General features: G+C 60.3%; 14 protein-coding genes. 8 read left to right on the plus strand and 6 right to left on the minus strand.

The window, feature by feature from the left end:
- The first annotated feature begins 62 nt into the window (after positions 1 to 62).
- Positions 63 to 2408: a protein kinase domain-containing protein gene (locus tag ACQZ5H_RS07235; protein WP_449097177.1), complete on the plus strand. Its 2346-nt coding sequence runs from the start codon at positions 63 to 65 to the stop codon at positions 2406 to 2408.
- An 11-nt stretch (positions 2409 to 2419) separates the two neighbouring features.
- On the opposite strand, the gene ACQZ5H_RS07240 is transcribed toward ACQZ5H_RS07235, so the two are convergent.
- Entirely contained in the window at positions 2420 to 3070 is a 651-nt protein-coding gene (locus tag ACQZ5H_RS07240; protein WP_449097178.1) for a J domain-containing protein, read from the minus strand.
- A gap of 334 nt (positions 3071 to 3404) precedes the next feature.
- Between ACQZ5H_RS07240 and dusA the strand changes: the two genes are divergently transcribed.
- A complete protein-coding gene (gene dusA / locus ACQZ5H_RS07245) occupies positions 3405 to 4451 on the plus strand; it encodes a tRNA dihydrouridine(20/20a) synthase DusA (protein WP_449097179.1) in 1047 nt (348 codons plus the stop codon).
- Positions 4452 to 4525: 74 nt separating this feature from the next.
- Here dusA and ACQZ5H_RS07250 read toward each other — a convergent pair whose 3' ends face one another.
- Positions 4526 to 4738, minus strand: a complete 213-nt coding sequence (locus tag ACQZ5H_RS07250; protein WP_007533154.1) for a cold-shock protein — start codon at positions 4736 to 4738, stop codon at positions 4526 to 4528.
- 379 nt (positions 4739 to 5117) lie between these two features.
- A complete protein-coding gene (locus tag ACQZ5H_RS07255) occupies positions 5118 to 5657 on the minus strand; it encodes a Pycsar system effector family protein (RefSeq protein WP_449097180.1) in 540 nt (179 codons plus the stop codon).
- 112 nt (positions 5658 to 5769) lie between these two features.
- Between ACQZ5H_RS07255 and ACQZ5H_RS07260 the strand changes: the two genes are divergently transcribed.
- The 5 genes from ACQZ5H_RS07260 to ACQZ5H_RS07280 all read left to right on the plus strand — a co-directional run bounded on the left by ACQZ5H_RS07260 (position 5770) and on the right by ACQZ5H_RS07280 (position 12974).
- Positions 5770 to 9423, plus strand: coding sequence for a FecR domain-containing protein (locus ACQZ5H_RS07260; protein WP_449097181.1), 3654 nt, complete (start codon positions 5770 to 5772; stop codon positions 9421 to 9423).
- On the plus strand, positions 9423 to 11396 hold the full coding sequence (locus ACQZ5H_RS07265) for a CHASE2 domain-containing protein (protein WP_449097182.1): 1974 nt from the start codon (positions 9423 to 9425) through the stop codon (positions 11394 to 11396). The genes ACQZ5H_RS07260 and ACQZ5H_RS07265 overlap by 1 nt, the downstream gene beginning before the upstream one ends.
- Before the next feature lie 73 nt (positions 11397 to 11469).
- Complete coding sequence (locus ACQZ5H_RS07270) at positions 11470 to 12168, plus strand: fumarylacetoacetate hydrolase family protein (protein ID WP_449097183.1); 699 nt, start codon at positions 11470 to 11472, stop codon at positions 12166 to 12168.
- 9 nt (positions 12169 to 12177) lie between these two features.
- Entirely contained in the window at positions 12178 to 12708 is a 531-nt protein-coding gene (locus ACQZ5H_RS07275) for a gamma carbonic anhydrase family protein (protein ID WP_449097184.1), read from the plus strand.
- Between the two features lie 80 nt (positions 12709 to 12788).
- Complete coding sequence (locus tag ACQZ5H_RS07280; RefSeq protein ID WP_449097185.1) at positions 12789 to 12974, plus strand: hypothetical protein; 186 nt, start codon at positions 12789 to 12791, stop codon at positions 12972 to 12974.
- A gap of 27 nt (positions 12975 to 13001) precedes the next feature.
- Here ACQZ5H_RS07280 and ACQZ5H_RS07285 read toward each other — a convergent pair whose 3' ends face one another.
- The 3 genes from ACQZ5H_RS07285 to ACQZ5H_RS07295 are packed head-to-tail and all read right to left on the minus strand — an operon-like array spanning position 13002 to position 15092.
- The gene (locus tag ACQZ5H_RS07285) at positions 13002 to 13400 is read right to left on the minus strand and encodes a Fur family transcriptional regulator (RefSeq protein ID WP_112715151.1); all 399 of its coding nucleotides are present in this window, start codon (positions 13398 to 13400) and stop codon (positions 13002 to 13004) included.
- Positions 13397 to 14209, minus strand: a complete 813-nt coding sequence (gene znuB / locus ACQZ5H_RS07290) for a zinc ABC transporter permease subunit ZnuB (RefSeq protein WP_199629262.1) — start codon at positions 14207 to 14209, stop codon at positions 13397 to 13399. Before znuB ends, ACQZ5H_RS07285 begins: the two co-directional genes overlap by 4 nt.
- Positions 14202 to 15092, minus strand: a complete 891-nt coding sequence (locus ACQZ5H_RS07295; RefSeq protein ID WP_449097186.1) for an ATP-binding cassette domain-containing protein — start codon at positions 15090 to 15092, stop codon at positions 14202 to 14204. The genes znuB and ACQZ5H_RS07295 overlap by 8 nt, the downstream gene beginning before the upstream one ends.
- A 100-nt stretch (positions 15093 to 15192) precedes the next feature.
- On the opposite strand from ACQZ5H_RS07295, the gene znuA reads away from it, so the two are divergent.
- The gene (znuA, locus tag ACQZ5H_RS07300) at positions 15193 to 16176 is read left to right on the plus strand and encodes a zinc ABC transporter substrate-binding protein ZnuA (RefSeq protein WP_130278119.1); all 984 of its coding nucleotides are present in this window, start codon (positions 15193 to 15195) and stop codon (positions 16174 to 16176) included.
- Positions 16177 to 16208: the final 32 nt, after the last annotated feature.

Below are 16208 nucleotides of genomic sequence, written 5' to 3' on the forward strand. Positions count from 1 at the left end.
CCTTGCAACCAGTGATTAGATACGTCATGGTCGAGAACTTGCACTTCGAAAGGCCGCGACCATTGACAAGCGAAATATTAGAGCAGCAGAGTTTTCAAAAGCTTGCAAAGATTTATGGTGAGAAGACAAAGCGCCTTGTCGTAATCTGCGGTGCAGGCGCGTCCAAAGAAGCAGCAATGCCCACTTGGGACGACCTGATTGAAAGAATAAAAGAAAATTACCTCAAAGTTGCAACAACCTCAATCGGTCAAAAGCTTGCGGACGAGATATCGCTTCAGATCAAGTATATGCCGGATAACTGGCAGCGAATGTCCCGTCTGAAGGAATTAATGGGTGCGCAGTATGAGCAGGTAGTCCGAAACATTCTGACACCAAGCACGGACATCATCCCAACCTTCTATCGCGACATTTGGGAACTTGAGCCGCACGCGCTGCTGACATTCAATCTCGATAATTTTGCAAATATTTCGTACGTTAAGAAGAAGACCGGAATACTTCAAAATCACTTGTCTGGCCTTGATGCCCCCAACAGTCGTGTCGGACTTGGAGATGGACGTCCACTTATTGTCGACCTCCATGGGAATGTTGACACGCCACACTCGTGGATTCTGACGCGTGAAGACCGCGATAAATTGCTAAGTCTTCCAGGTTACATCGAATTTCTCAAAAGCATGTTTACTCACAACGTCGTCGTATTTTATGGCGTAGGAGTAGAAGATTTCACGGTTAGCGGACAACTAAGCTATCTTCGAAACATAGACTTCATAACCGGCGACTACTTTATCGTTAAAAGAGAGCCCTCTGAAGAAGACAAAAACCTATCACATAGACTGCCTTTGAATATAATTTATACCGGAAAAGACAAAAGCTGGGAATCAGGCTTCTCTGATTTCGTAAAAACCTTAAAGAAAAACAAATCAGACGAAGATATTTTGCCGCCGGTCGTGTCGCGCATTGTAACTCAAGAAGATATCCCAACCCCTGATCAGATGGTCAGTCTCGATCACGATACCATTCGGCAACATCTCGCTTCCGCAACACGAAAATTCTATAAAGGCGATAATTTCGACTACGAAGCATATCGCAACTTCTGCCGCAAATACGATACCGCAATCCACATTTCAACACGGGTAAATCCCAATGAGGATGGCCATCGATGGCTTGGAAATCGTATCACAGCTGAGCTTGGCAGGGGCAATTTTGGTAGAGTCTACCAAGCGTTCAATCAAAATGAAGAGTCCATAGCTATAAAAGTCGCACATATGGAAGTTCGCGACGATGAGGCTATGCTAAATAGCTTCCGCAGAGGCGTCGACTCAATGCGATTCCTTAGCAATAGCAACATTTCAGGCATCGTCCATTTGATAGACGCCTCAGAGCTCCCGCCAAGCATTATCACGGAATACATCCAGGGCGTTGACCTTCAAAAATATATAAATGACAATTACGCATCAACAGCCATACAAAAACTGTATATATGCCTATGGATTTCCGAAATAATATTTGAATGCCACTCCCATGAGCACATAATACTACATAGAGACCTTAGGCCGAGCAACATAATGCTCACAGGGGACTATTGGGAGCGCATTACGAAAGAGGATCTTCGTATCCTTGATTTTGATCTGTCTTGGTTTAAAGGTGCGTCCGGTTCAGAGTTCTACATGAACGCATCGCAAGCGCTTGGCTTCCTAGCGCCAGAGCAGATTGATGCTAGATCAAGGTATAGTAATAGGTCGGCTTTAGTCGATGTATACGGTGTAGGAATGCTGCTATATTTCATGATATCTAGTGAAATCCCGCTTGCAAATGCCTCATCGCGAACCGATTGGAAAAATCGGGTAACGGCTGCTAGCGCCGCTGTTTTTAACAAAGATTGGAAGTCAACAAAATTCCTGTTCGAGAACCTAATATTAAAATCGACCAGCGAATCTCAAGAATTACGGCCACAACTGCCTGACTTTATTGAAAATCTGTCGAAAATTATTGGAATCTTTGAAGCGCGATATCCGCTAGATTTAGACTCATGCATCATTGAGATATTGGCCAGAATATCGCCGGGAGGCGCTGACATCAACTTTGACCCTAAGAAGAGAGTTGGCCACTACACCTCCGGAGCGGGTGCACAGCTTGAGATTTTGACAAATGGCACGGAAATCACATGCTCAATCAAAAGAATGATGCGTGAGGGCGCCAATAGAGTCACACGCGGCCGAGATCTGGCCGACGCGCTTTTTAAAGCGCGAGGCAAAGCTGAGAGTTTTGCGCGGATAGACGAGAGGGGGACTGGAACCATTATGGGAGGAAATCAACTGAAGTTTTCCTTTGACGCCCCAGACAGTTTAAAAGCCGTCGCCAGTATCGCTAGCGGTATCGACTTTGCTATAGTGGAAATCTCAAAAGACTAACTTCGTCTCCCTCACTCCGCAGCCTCCCCCCTCCTCACCACCTCAACCTCGCTCTCCCGCTCCGCCACCATCACCAGCGCCTCCAGCTCATAACTATACCCTTCGAGCATCTGATACGCATGCTCGATCGCCTCGATCTGCCCCTGCGCCTTCTTGATCGCGTCGGTGATCGACTGGCTACGCGCCCGCAGCATGGAGCCGAGGACGTCGGTTTCGGGGCGGCGGCCCAGGCGGTCGATATGCTGGCGCACTCGGTTGCGGTGGCGCTCCAGTTCCAGGATATGGAAGCGGTTCTTGACGATGTCGTCGGAGAGCTTGCGGCGGATGGCGGCGATGGGGTCGAAACTACCGGGCTCGCGCTCGTCGAGAATGATGTCGTTGACGAGCTTTTCCAGCATCAGCACGCCCTCGATATCCTTGGGGTCGGCGAGTTGCGGATCATAGCCGGTATCGTCATAGACGCGGCGGCGCACCGGGTCTTTCAGGAGATCATAGGCGGCCTGCAGCTTGCCGAAATGCTCGGCATCGCCGCCGGCGTCGGGATGCGAGGTCTTGGCGGCCTTGCGCCAGGCGCTGCGGATCGCCTGCTCCCCGGCATCGCGGTCAATTCCGAGCATCACATAGGGATCGATCAAACCGCCCACCTCTTCCGCATTTCGCATTCCCGCAGCGCGTCCATTCCCGGCCATGTCTCCGGCCGGTGACGCCCTGCAGCATCCTTGCTTCAAGACCTACGCGCTTGCCCCGGATGCATCAAGCCCCGGCCGCGCCGGCCCACATTATTCCGCCGGTCGGGACGAAATTGTGAACTCGCCGCCATTTTCATGGGGAAAGCGCGGCGGCAGGCAGCTGACGCACCCGGATTTTGCCGCTCGCTTTCGGGGCGTTTGTTCTGTATAGCACCCTCGTTCCCGGCGGTTGCGCTTCGCGCCCCGCCTTCCCATCTCTGATGGGCCAGATTGTGGCGGGACGGCAGCGAAACAGGATCGAGACGGCATGACGGCGCAAGGCGGCGGGACATCTTTGGCTGAAGGCAAGGCGCATTATTCAAATGAGCCGGTCTTTGCCGTCGCGCCGATGATCGACTGGACCGACCGTCATTGCCGCTATTTTCACCGCCAGATCAGCCACAACGCCCTGCTCTATACCGAGATGGTCGTCGCCGATGCGATCATTCACGGGCCGCGCGAACGCCTGCTCTCCTTCGATGCCGCCGAGCATCCGATCGCGCTGCAGCTTGGCGGCTCCGATCCGGCAAAGCTCGCCGAGGCCGTCAGGATCGCCGCGCCCTATGGCTATGACGAGATCAATCTCAATGTCGGCTGTCCCTCCGACCGCGTGCAATCCGGCACGTTCGGCGCCTGCCTGATGCTGACGCCGGAGGTGGTGGCGGACTGCGTGCGCGCCATGAAGGCGGTGTCGTCGGTGCCTGTCACCGTCAAGTGCCGCATCGGCGTCGACGAGCAGGATCCGGAGGCCGCCCTGCCCGATCTCGTCACCCGCGTGCTCGATGCCGGCGCCGACGCGATCTGGATCCACGCCCGCAAGGCCTGGCTGAAGGGCCTGAGCCCGAAGGAAAACCGCGAGATCCCGCCGCTCGACTATTCGATGGTCTATCGCATGAAGGAACGCTGGCCCGGTGTCTTCATCGGCATCAATGGCGGCATCCAGACGCTGGACGAGGCGGAAAGCCATCTGCAGCATGTCGATGGCGTCATGCTCGGCCGCGCCGCCTATCAGAATGCGGCGATCCTGGCCGATGTCGACCAGCGCTTCTATGGCACCCCTGCGCGCGAGATGGATTGGGACGCATTGCGCGACCGGATGATGGCCTATGCCGCCGCCCATATCGACAATGGCGGCCGCCTGCAGCATATCGCCCGCCACATGGTCGGCCTGTTCACCGGCCTGCCCGGCGCGCGCCGCTACCGCCAGATCCTTTCGACCGATGCGACGAAGCCCGGCGCCGGCCCTGACGTCATCGCCGCCGCCTTCGCCGCTGTCGATCTTTCGGCATCGCCGGCCGAAGCCCTCAGCGCCTGATTTCCAACAGCCCAAACGAAAAACGGCGCCCCTGAGGGCGCCGTTCTCATTCCTGCCGGAAGGCAGAAATCGAATTAGTTAGCCGAGATGTTGACGGCCTTCGGGCCCTTGCCCATGCGATCCGGCTCGGTGTCGAACGTGACCTGCTGGCCTTCGCGCAGCGACTGGATGCCGGAAGCCTGGAGAGCGGAGATGTGGACGAATACGTCCTTAGCGCCGCCTTCCGGAGTGATGAAACCAAAACCCTTGTCCTGGTTGAAGAATTTTACGGTGCCCTTGGTGGCCATGTGGGATAGTCCTTTTCCCTTAGTCTTGTCTTAGTATCCGCCCCCTCGAGAGGAAGCGGACGGCTTTAGCTTTCGTCCCGAAACCGGGCGCGAAGGGTCAGTCGGAGAAGTCACGTACGGGGAAAGAACGTCTACGAAGCGGTTTCTAGCCGCTCTGCCACCCTTGCGGGAGGGCTACCACATCTGTCCAGTCACCGGCATGCTAATGCCCGAGTACTGCATGACGTGACAGCATTCGGGAAAAAAAGCAAGCGGCAATATTGTGGCATGCTCATGAGCAAGGCCGGAAATGCCAAAGATTCAGATACTTGACCAATGGTAACGCTCCACAGCCACTGCTGTTTCAAAACGGGATTCCGTGCCGGAAAAGGACCCGTCGTTACCCGGCGATCAGAAGCAGCACGTAGGCGATGACGGTTACCATCAATCCGCGAAACGCGAGTGTGACGCAGCGATACTTGCCGCGCGCAATGGTGGAGAGAATATCGGCATTGTCGAGATATTCTGCGAAGAGATAGCGCTCGTCGCGCCGCGCCGCCGCATCCCAGAAGAGCTGCCGGTGCTCGCCCCAGGTGCCCCAGAACAGCGAGGTGGACTTGGTGAGATGGCGCGGCAGCACCACCAGGATCGCCGACAGGATCGAGAAGACGGACGCCGCTGCAAGCAAACCGGAGAACAGAATGTGCTGCGGGTTTCCGTCCGCATAGCGCGTCCATGTAAAGACCGCGCGTACCTCGCTGGAGCTGACGAGAAAGGCAAGCATGAAGGTGAAGATGTAAGCCGCCTTCTGATCGGATATCTTGATCTGATCGTAGAAGATGTCGTTTATCTTCTTGATATGGTCGAAATATTCCGATCCGATATCCTCTGTCGAAGGATCGCTCATCATCAGTTCAGTCGCACTTTCGAAATCCGCCACGCACTTACCTCCGCCGCAAAGTGTTTCCCTGATATTACACTTCACAACCAAAGCAAGAGCATAAGTAGAACTCTGCTTGACTTTTGGCGGCACCAAAGACAAACGCTTTTCTATGAGGGGTAGATTTACGAGTTCCATGTCCGCCGTGATGGCGTTGACTGTGGCGGCGTCTTTTGTTGCGCGGCCGGCAGCGGCCGACCCTGTTTTGCGCGCCGAACCGGCAGCCGGTTCCGTCATCGACCGCAAGATGGGCGAGGAAGTCCGCTTCGTCGATCTGTCGAACTGGCAGAATGTCGACCTGCACCAGGATCTGCTCGGCGGCGACGTGCTGCGCACCAATGCATCCGGCCAGCTCGCCATCCTCTTTGCCGACCGCACCCAGGTTCGCCTCGGCCGCAATTCGGCGCTGCAGGTCAAGAAGATGGCGCGCGACGGCGACACGATCCTCAACCTGCAATCCGGCACCATGTGGGCCCGCGCCCAGCGCGGCGGAACGGGGCTGACGGTCGAGACCCCGGCTGCGGCCGCCGCTATCCGCGGCACGGACTGGACGCTGACCGTCAAGGGCGACCAGACCTCGCTGATCGTGCTCGAGGGACAGGTCGAGCTGAAGAACGACTATGGCAGCGTCCAGGTGGCGGAGGGCGAAGGCGCCGTCGCCACAATCGGCCAGGCGCCGCGCAAGCTCGTCATCGTCACGCCGGATGATCGCGAGCAGATGCTCTTCTACCTGACGCTGCGCAGCGGCTTCACCTTCATGCCCGCCTCGCCGCTGCCGGTGCAGAAGATGCGCAGCGAGCGCAGCCGCATCGAGGCCAAGGCGCCCCGCGCCCGCAACGCCGAGGACTGGCTGACGCTTGCCGAAGTGCAGCTCTCGCTCGATGGCCGCAGTAAAGCGCTGGAATCCCTGGCGCAGGCCCGCGCCTCCCGCCTCTCCGCCTCCCAGCGCGCCCGCGCCGATCTCATCAAGGCGCTGATCGCTGGCGCCGAGAAGCGCTATGACGATGCGGCCAAACTCTTTGCCAGCGCCGAACGCTCCCTCGATCCGCTACGCCGCGGCATCGCAGCCTATGGCGGCTATTACGCCCGGTCGCTGCGCGATCCCTCCCGCAACGAGAAGCCGCCGGCGAGCGTCACCGGCCCCTACGCCGCGGTGATGAAGGCCTATACGGCCGGCTTCCTCGAAGACATCCCGGCAGCGATCGCCACGATGAAGCAAGCCGAAGCGCGCTACCCTGATGACTCGACGCTTCCGGCGCTGCGCGCCCAGCTCGCGCTTCTGATCAACGACCGCGTCCAGATGCAGGATGCAATCGCCCGCTCGCTGGCGATCGACCCGCAGGACCCGAACGCCCTGCAGGCCCGCGCCCGCATGCGCGCAGATTATCAGGGCGATCTCGAAGGCGCCCTCGCCGACTTGAACGCGGCGATCGGAGTGGCGCCCGGTTCATCGATGGCCTGGAACGACCTCGGTCTGCTGCAGGATGCCCGCGGCGCCTCGCGCGAAGCCGAAGCCGCGCTGAAGAAAGCGATCGAGCTCGATCCCGACGATCCGATCGGCCACGCCAATCTGGCAATTCTCTATCTCGATCAGTCACGGATGAAGGAAGCCAAGCGCGAAATCGACCTCGCGCTCGCCGCCGACCCGGCCTTCGACATCGCACTGCTCGCCCGCGGCCGCTACTATCTGCAGATGGGCGAGATGGATAAGGCGATCGACGATCTCCTGGCATCCTCGACAGCCAATCCGGCACATTCGCAGGCACAGCTGATGCTCGCCGCCGGCCACTACGAAAAGGGCGACCGCGTCCTCTCGGAACAGGCGCTGGATAATGCCGACCGGCTGGACAAGAATGATCCGGTGATCTCGTCATTCCGCACCGCCGTCGCGATCGACGATTACGATCCGGATGGCGCGCTTGAGAATGCCCAGGAATTCCTGCGCCGCTCCAAGGCCCGCGGCGGCCACTACGGCTCGCTCGGCGCCAATCAGGATGCCGGCTCGACGCTGAACAACGCCTTCCGCCTGCGCGGCCTCAACGCCTGGGGCCGCTACTATGGCGACGCGGTCTTCGACCCCTTCGCCGGCAGCGGCTATGTCGACCAGTCGATCCGCGGCAATATCCGTCCATTCGCCAATACCGAAATCTTCGACGACGAGATCGATCTCTACAAGCTGAACTCGAACAGCTTCTCGGCGCTCTTGCAGGGTCTGCTGCTCGATCCGCACATGCTGTCGGGGCGCTCGCGCTCCGCAAATCTTCTGCGCCGCCCGTTTCTGGAGGGTTCGCTTGGCGCGGGCTTTATCAATTCGGCTGGCGAGACGAAACCGACGGGTGAAGCGGAACTGCAGGGTTTTGCCAACGCGCCGTTCCCGGTGAGCGGGTATCTGAATTTGACGTGGGTGCAGACGCCGTATGGCGGCGATTATGCACCGTTCCTGACCAGTCCTGCAATTTTCGGCGGCCCAGGCAGCTTTGACGGAAACATTCGTAATTTGTCCGGCAACGGATATCTGACGGCCACGCCCAATCCGGACGACCGCTTTGTGCTTTACGCCAATCACTCCGACAGCCGGCTGGATCAGTCAATCGACTTCCCCACTGCGGGCTACACCGAGAGCGACGACATCGATACGAAGTCAACGGCGGCCGGTCTGGGCTGGAGCCACACATTCGGCTATCGCAATGTTGTCAATGCCGCATTCTTCTACACGAGTGCCGAACAAAACGTTGAACAGGAGCTCGTCGCTCCGCCGTTAGTGCGCATCGCCGACAGCGTGCAGCGCAACTATGTGGCAGCGATCAATCATCTGTATGGCGTCGAAGATCTGACCTGGCGCTACGGCATCGAGGGCGGCTTTGCCGACGTAAGAGCTACCGACCCATTTTTCACTTCGGTCGATGAGCGGATCGGCATCGGTCGGGTCTATGTCGATCTGCTTCACGAGATTACCCCAAGCCTCAAGGCGGAATACGCGCTTTTCGGCACAGTCATGGACGGCGGCTCGACGGATGTCGCGAGACTGGAGCCGCGTTTCGGCGTCGCCTGGGCGCCGCTCGACGGTCAATGGCTGCGAGCGGCCTTCATGCGCCAGAGCTACGACATGGGCTCGCCGACCTTGTCACCGATCGGTGTCGTCGGTATTCAGTCCAATCAACCCTATTCCGGCATTGACGGCTATACGGACACGATCGCGCTCCAATGGGATGCGCAGTGGACCGATCGGCTGTTCACCAGCATTGAATACCAACATCAGGAAATTCGCGACCTCGATCTGGCCTATCCGGTAGCGGGTCCCTTTATTCCCTATCTGCCCGGCGGGCTCAGCATCAGCAAGGCGAATATCGATCGTGTCAGCGCAACAGCCAACGTTGCGCTCGCCTACGGCTTCGGCGTTTCCGCAACTGTCGCCTATTCCCACTCCAAGAATGAAGATACGAGCAGCGCCGGCTTCGGTGATGCCCTGCCCTACATTCCCGAGAAGAGCGGTCAGCTCGCCCTCACCTGGGTCAACGAAGCGAACGTCAAGGCGACGGTCGCGGCAAACTACATCGGTGAACGCCAGGGCGACGGCGGCCTCGGCGGCACAGATCGCCTTGACGACTACTGGACCCTCGACGCCAACCTGATCTGGGAGCCGCTCGACAAGCGTTTTGCCCTCGAAGCATCTGCCTTTAACCTTCTCGACGAGGATTTCGAGGTTGCGCCCGGCGTGCCGGGCTGGGGGCGTGCGGTCAAGGGCAGCCTGAAGATCCGCTTCTGATGCGCTCCAATCCCCGCCAGTCCATCCGCGCTCCCGGCTGGCCGTTCAGCAGCCGGCCGGTCAGGCTTGCCGTGCTGGTGCTGGCGACGCTGGTGGCGATTTCGTTTCTGTCGCGGCTGCCGGCCTGGTCGCTGCTCGAACTCCGGAGCTTCGACTATCTCTCGACGGTCGATGATCCCCTTCCGCCCGAGGACGCGCCCGTCATCGTCGCGATCGACGAACCGGCGCTGGCGCAGATCAACGCCCAATGGCCCTGGCCGCGCCGCCTGCATGCCGACCTGATCAAGGCGCTGCGGGCCGCCGGCGCCAAGGCGATCGGTCTCGACATCATCATGGCCGAGCCCTCGTCTCCCGAGAATGACGCGGCAATCACCGCAGCCTCCGCACCCGATTTGGTGCTCGCCGGTGATGAAACGCTGATCCAGGCGCCGCAGGCCGATCAGCTGATCCGCACCACGCCGATGCCGCAGTTCACGGCCGCCGGTGCCAGAACCGGCATCGCCTCGATCGAGCTTAGCGGCGACGGCACCTTCCGCACCATTCCCGCCTATCGCGACGGCTTTGCCGTGATGCTGGCAGCCGCCGCGGGAAAGGCGGCCGCGATGCCGCCCGCGGGCGCAATGATCCAGTCCTTCGGCCCGGCCCGCAGCTATCCGACGGTCTCCTATTATCAGGCGCTCGATCCGCCGACTTTCCTGCCCCCTGATTTCTTCAGGAATCGCGTTGTGCTCGTCGGCCTCAGCCTGCAGAACGCGCCCGAGATCGACAAGGGCGGCGCCGATACCTTTGCGACACCCTATACCGTCCACACCGGCAAGCTGGTGGCTGGCGTCGAGATCCAGGCAACGATCTACGACAATATCGTCCATCGCTTCTATATCGCCAAGGGCGCGCTGCCGCTGGTGGCACTGGCGATCCTCGTCGCGGCGATCCTCGCGGCGGCAACGGTCTGGCGCTCCACCAGCTGGCTGACACTCGCAGCCGCGATTGCCGCGATCGGTGTCTTCGCTGTTTCGAGCTTCGCCGGCATCCGCTTCGGCCATGTCTTCGTCTCGCCGCTTGGGCCCTCGATCGCCTATATCGCCGTCGCCTTCGGCCAGGCCGCCTTCGACTTCGCCGAGGAGCGTCGCAACAAGCAGCAGATCACCCGCGCCTTCTCGCAATATATCTCGCCGGAACTCGTCAAGCGGCTGACGGAAGACCCCTCGCAGCTGAAGCTCGGTGGCGAGCGGCGCACGCTCTCGGTGCTGTTTTCGGATGTGCGCGGCTTCACGACCATCGCCGAGACGATGAAGGACGATCCGGAGCAGCTGACGACGCTGATCAACCGGCTGCTGACGCCGCTGTCCGAAGTGGTGATGAACCATGGCGGCACGATCGACAAATATATGGGCGACTGCATCATGGCCTTCTGGAACGCCCCACTCGACGATCCCGATCATGCCATGCATGCCGTCACCGCATCGCTGGCGATGCAGGAGGAGATCACCAAGCTCAATCGCGAGCTGGAAGCCGAAGCCAAGGCCTTTGGTACGCCGCTGTATGTGCTGAAGATGGGCGTCGGCATCAATACCGGCGAATGCGTCGTCGGCAATATGGGCTCCACCCGCCGCTTCGACTATTCCTGCCTCGGCGACAGCGTCAACCTCGCCTCACGGCTGGAGGGCGCCTCGAAGAATTATGGCGTCGCGCTTCTGCTCGGCGAGACCACGGCATTCCTGGTCAGCGGCAGATACACGATCGCCGAGCTCGACCGCGTCATCGTCAAGGGCAAGACGGTCCCTGCCCCTGTCTTCACCATTCTGCACCGGGCCAATGACGATGCGCTCGCCGCCCACGCGCTGTTCCTGCAGGCGAAATATGCCGGCGAACTGGTCGAGGACGATCCCCGCTTCGACGTGATGGCGGCGATGATCCCGGAACTTTCGGGCTATTACGCCGTCATGCGCCACGACGCGGCACAGGACCGATAATCGCGCCAGCGTCCTTTCCCTGCGTCACCTTTTCCGTCTAAGATCGCCGCACCGATAACAGCAAGAGCATGCCATGTCCGCCGATCTCCAGACCGTCATCCCCGTCCCACAGCCCGTTCTGCTTCCCGTCGAAGGCAGCGCCGATTTCTTCCCCGTGCGCCGCGTCTATTGCGTTGGCCGCAACTATGCCGACCATGCGATCGAGATGGGGCATGACCCGAGCCGCGAGCCGCCGTTCTTCTTCCAGAAGAACCCGGACAATCTGCTGCCCGCCGGAAAGCCCTTTCCCTATCCGCCGCTCTCCGAAGATGTGCATTACGAAGCCGAATGCGTGATCTTCCTGAAGGAAGGCGGCGAGAACATTCCGGTCGAGAAGGCGCTTGATTGCATCTATGGCTACGCGATCGGCATCGATTTCACCCGCCGCGACCTGCAGGCCGTCGCCAAGAAGATGGGCCGCCCGTGGGAAGTCGCGAAGGCCTTCGAATTCTCCGCACCGGTCTCGCCGATCGTCCCCGCGGATGAGCTCGGCCACCCCGCAAACGGCCGCATCTGGCTCGATCACAATGGCAAGCGCGTCCAGGAGGGCGATCTCAACCAGATGATCTGGAAGGTACCGGAGATCATCGCCGAGCTCTCGAAACTCTTCATCCTGGCCCCCGGTGATGTGATCATGACCGGCACGCCCGCCGGTGTCGGCGCCGTCATCAAGGGCGATACCGTCGCATGCGGTATCGATGGCATCGCCACCCTTACCGTCACCGTCAGCTGAGGAATTGCCATGCCGGTCTATGCGCTCGGAGGATTGACGCCACGCCTTCCCGCAAGCGGTCTTTACTGGATCGCTCCGGATGCGCATGTGATCGGCGATGTCGAACTCGGTGAAGGCGTCGGTATCTGGTTCGGCGCGGTGCTGCGCGGCGACAACGAGCCGATCGTCGTCGGCCGCAACACCAATATCCAGGAAGGCGCGATGCTGCATACCGATCCCGGCGCGCCCGTGACGATCGGCCAGGGTTGCACCATCGGCCACCACGCCATCGTCCACGGCTGCACCATCGGCGACAATTCACTCATCGGCATGGGCGCGACGGTGCTGAACGGCGCGAAGATCGGCAACAACTGCCTGGTCGGCGCCAACGCACTGGTCACCGAGGGCAAGGAATTTCCGGACGGCTCGCTGATCGTAGGCTCCCCCGCCCGCGCCATCCGCACGCTGGATGAAAAGGCGATCGAGGGGCTGAAGCGCTCGGCGGAGAAATACGTGTCGAACTGGCAAAGGTTCGCGCGGGATCTCAGGCGACTAGACTAAGGGATTACGGCCAGAAATCCCCTCCAGGTTGAAAGGCACCCCATCGATATCTACACTAGGATCGTCTGGGGGAGGATCGGATGGCCGTTTACATCATTTCATTCGCTTTGAGCTTTGCCGTCATCATAGGCCTGAACTTCGCCTTCTCGGCGGACAGCAACTGGAGCCATTGGCTCTACATGTTTGCCATCGTCGTGGCCTTCCAGCTGATCATGCGCGTCTTCGCCCGGCGGCAGGCCAAGGACGGCAAGACCAAGCAGCAGTAATCGCTGCTGGCCTGCATTTGACGAAGCCTAAGCGGCGCAGCTCTCGCAAACGCCGCGGATCTCGATCGTCGTCTTCTCGGCCTTGAACTTCTTGGCGCGCATCCGGTCCATCAGACGGTGATCGACCTCGTGGTCGTGGAACTCGATGACCTGGCCGCAGCTTTCGCAGATGGCGAAGGCGACGGTGCCGTGGTTGTGGCAGTTCTCGTCCGGATGGGCGCAGACGACGAAAGAGTTGATGCTTTCGAGCCGGTGGACGACGCCATATTCGAGCAGCTTGTCGAGCGCCCGGTAGACCTGCAACGGCGCCCGAAAGCCGTGATCCCTGAGCTTGTCGAGGATCGTGTAGGCGCTGAGCGGCCCTTCGGATTTTTCCAGGACGTCATAAACAAGAGCCTGGTTCTTGGTCAGCTGCGGCGTGTTCATGTGCCTTGTCCTTGCGCTTGTCTGCGTCCCAGCCGTGGCAGCAGGCTGAGAATGAAGAGGATGAGTGCGGCCACCACGATCGACGGGCCGGAGGGCGTGTCATAGGTCAGCGAGCCGAACAGCCCGCCGACCACGGCAACGGCGCCGATCAGCGATGCCAGAACGGCCATGACCTCCGGTGTCGGCGAAAAGCGGCGGGCGGCCGCGGCCGGAATGATCAGCAGCGAGGTGATCAGCATGATCCCGACGATCTTCATGGCGATGGCGATAACGACCGCCATCAGCAGCATGAAAAACAGCCGCGCCCTCTCGGGCTGCATGCCCTCGGCCTCGGCAAGCTCGGGATTGACGGTGGAGGCAAGCAGCGGCCGCCAGAGCCAGGCGATCGCCGCGACGACGAAGATGCCGCCGCCCCAGATGACCGCGATATCGCTCTTCGACACCGCCAGAATATCGCCGAACAGGAATGCGATGAGATCGATGCGCACCCAGGTCATGAAGGCGACCATGACGAGGCCGATCGCCAGCGTCGCATGCGAGAGAATGCCGAGCAGCGCATCGGCCGACAGTGCCTGACGCTTCTGCAGGAGAAGCAGCAGGATCGATACAGTCGCGGCGACGCCGAAGACGGCGAGCGTCAGGTTGAACTGGAAGAGCAGCGACAACGCCACGCCGAGCAGCGCCGAATGGGCGATCGTATCGCCGAAATAGGCCATCCGCCGCCAGATGATGAAGCAGCCGAGCGGCCCGGTGGTCAGCGCCAGACCGACGCCGGCGAGGATCGCGCGGACGAAGAAATCGTCAAGCATGGCGCTCTCCCGCATGGTGATGATGGTGATCGTGCCCGTCGTGGTCATGGTCATGACCGTGCGCGTGATCATGGTCGTGGTGATGACCATCCTCGGGATGGCAGTGATCGGTCACCGTTCCATCGGCATGCTGGACGCGGCCGTCGGGCAAATGCGTGTGGTCGTGATGGTGGCTGTAGACGGCGAGCGTCTGCGCCGCGCGGCTGCCGAACAGGCGCACATATTCCGGGCTCTGGCTGACGGCCTGCGGCGTGCCGCGGCAGCAGACATGGCCGTTGAGGCAGATGACGGTATCGGTCTCGGCCATGACGACATGCAGGTCGTGCGAGATCAGCAGGATGCCGCAGCCGGTATTGTTTCGGATCTGCTTGATCAGATCGTAGAGGGCAATCTCGCCGGAGAAATCGACGCCCTGCACCGGCTCGTCGAGCACCAGCAGATCGGGCTTGCGGGCGATGGCGCGGGCCATCAAGGCGCGCTGGAATTCGCCGCCCGAGAGGTGCTGCACCTCGGCATTGAGCATATGCGCCATACCGGCCGCCTCGAGCGCCGCCATCATTTCCTTGTCGGCGAGCGGCCCCGTCAGCGTCATCAGCCGGCGCACGGTGAGCGGCAGCGTCCAGTCGACGGCCAGCTTCTGCGGCACATAGCCGACCTTGAGGCCGGACAGACGCTCGACCATCCCCTCATCCGGCTTCAACACGCCGATGGCCGCCTTGGCGCTCGTCGATTTGCCGGAACCGTTCGGGCCGATCAGCGTCACGATCTCGCCCGGCGACACGGAAAAATCGACGCCACGGACCAGCCAGCGACCGTTGCGCCTGATGCCGACATTGTTGAGGGAAACCAGCGGCTTCGCCCCTGTATTGGCGGGAGATAACATAATTTTCCTGATGTGCTGTTGCGTCATGCTATCGCACACGTTATAGCATTACGCAATTGATGTAATAACATAACAAACGCTATTCAAGCGGAGCGTGCACATGAAACTGGCCGCCGGCCTCTCCCTCGCCCTTCCGGCCCTGCTTCTGGCGGGCGCAACCCAGGCCGCCGATGCGCCTGTCGTCGTCACCTCGATCAAGCCTGTCCATTCGCTGGTCGCCTCGATCATGCAGGGTGTCGGCACGCCGGAGCTGATCGTCGATGGCGCGGCCTCCCCGCATACTTACAGCATGAAGCCCTCGAATGCGCGCACGCTGCAGGACGCCAAGGTGGTGTTCTGGGTCGGTCCCGGCCTCGAGGCCTTTCTGCAGAAACCGCTGGAATCGCTGGGCTCCGATGCCAGCATTGCCGAGCTCGACGATGCGCCGGGCCTCACCAAGCTGAAATTCCGCGAAGGCGGCGCCTTCGAGCCGCATGACGATGGCGACGAGGCCGAAGCGCACGACCACGACCATGCGGAAGCCGCCGGTCACGACGATCACGGGCATGATCATGACCACGGCGAATTCGATACCCATCTCTGGCTCGACCCTGCCAATGCCAAGGCGATGGCCGCCGAAATCACCACGACGCTGGTTGCCGCCGATCCGGCCAACGCGCTGACCTACCAGGCCAATGCCAAGACGCTTGATGACAGGCTGGATGCCCTCGACAAGGAACTGGCCGCCACCGTCGCGCCGGTGAAGGACAAGCCCTTCATCGTCTTCCACGATGCCTACCAGTATTTCGAGCACCGCTACGGCATCAAGGTCGCCGGCTCGATCACCGTCAGCCCGGAAACCATCCCTGGCGCCGAGCGCGTTTCGGAGATCCACAAGAAGGTCGCCGAACTTGGCGCCACCTGCGTCTTCGCCGAGCCGCAATTCGAGCCGCGCCTCGTCGATGTCGTCATCGAAGGCACCAAGGCGAAGTCGGGCGTCCTCGATCCGGAGGCCGCCACGCTTGAAGCCGGTCCCGATCTCTACTTCACCCTGATGCGCGGTATCGCGGCCAGCATGAAGGATTGCCTCAGCCGCGAGAGCTGAGCTTTCGAACACCGATGAGAGAGGCGAGCCCT

The organism is Rhizobium sp. 21-4511-3d (genome assembly GCF_053522545.1).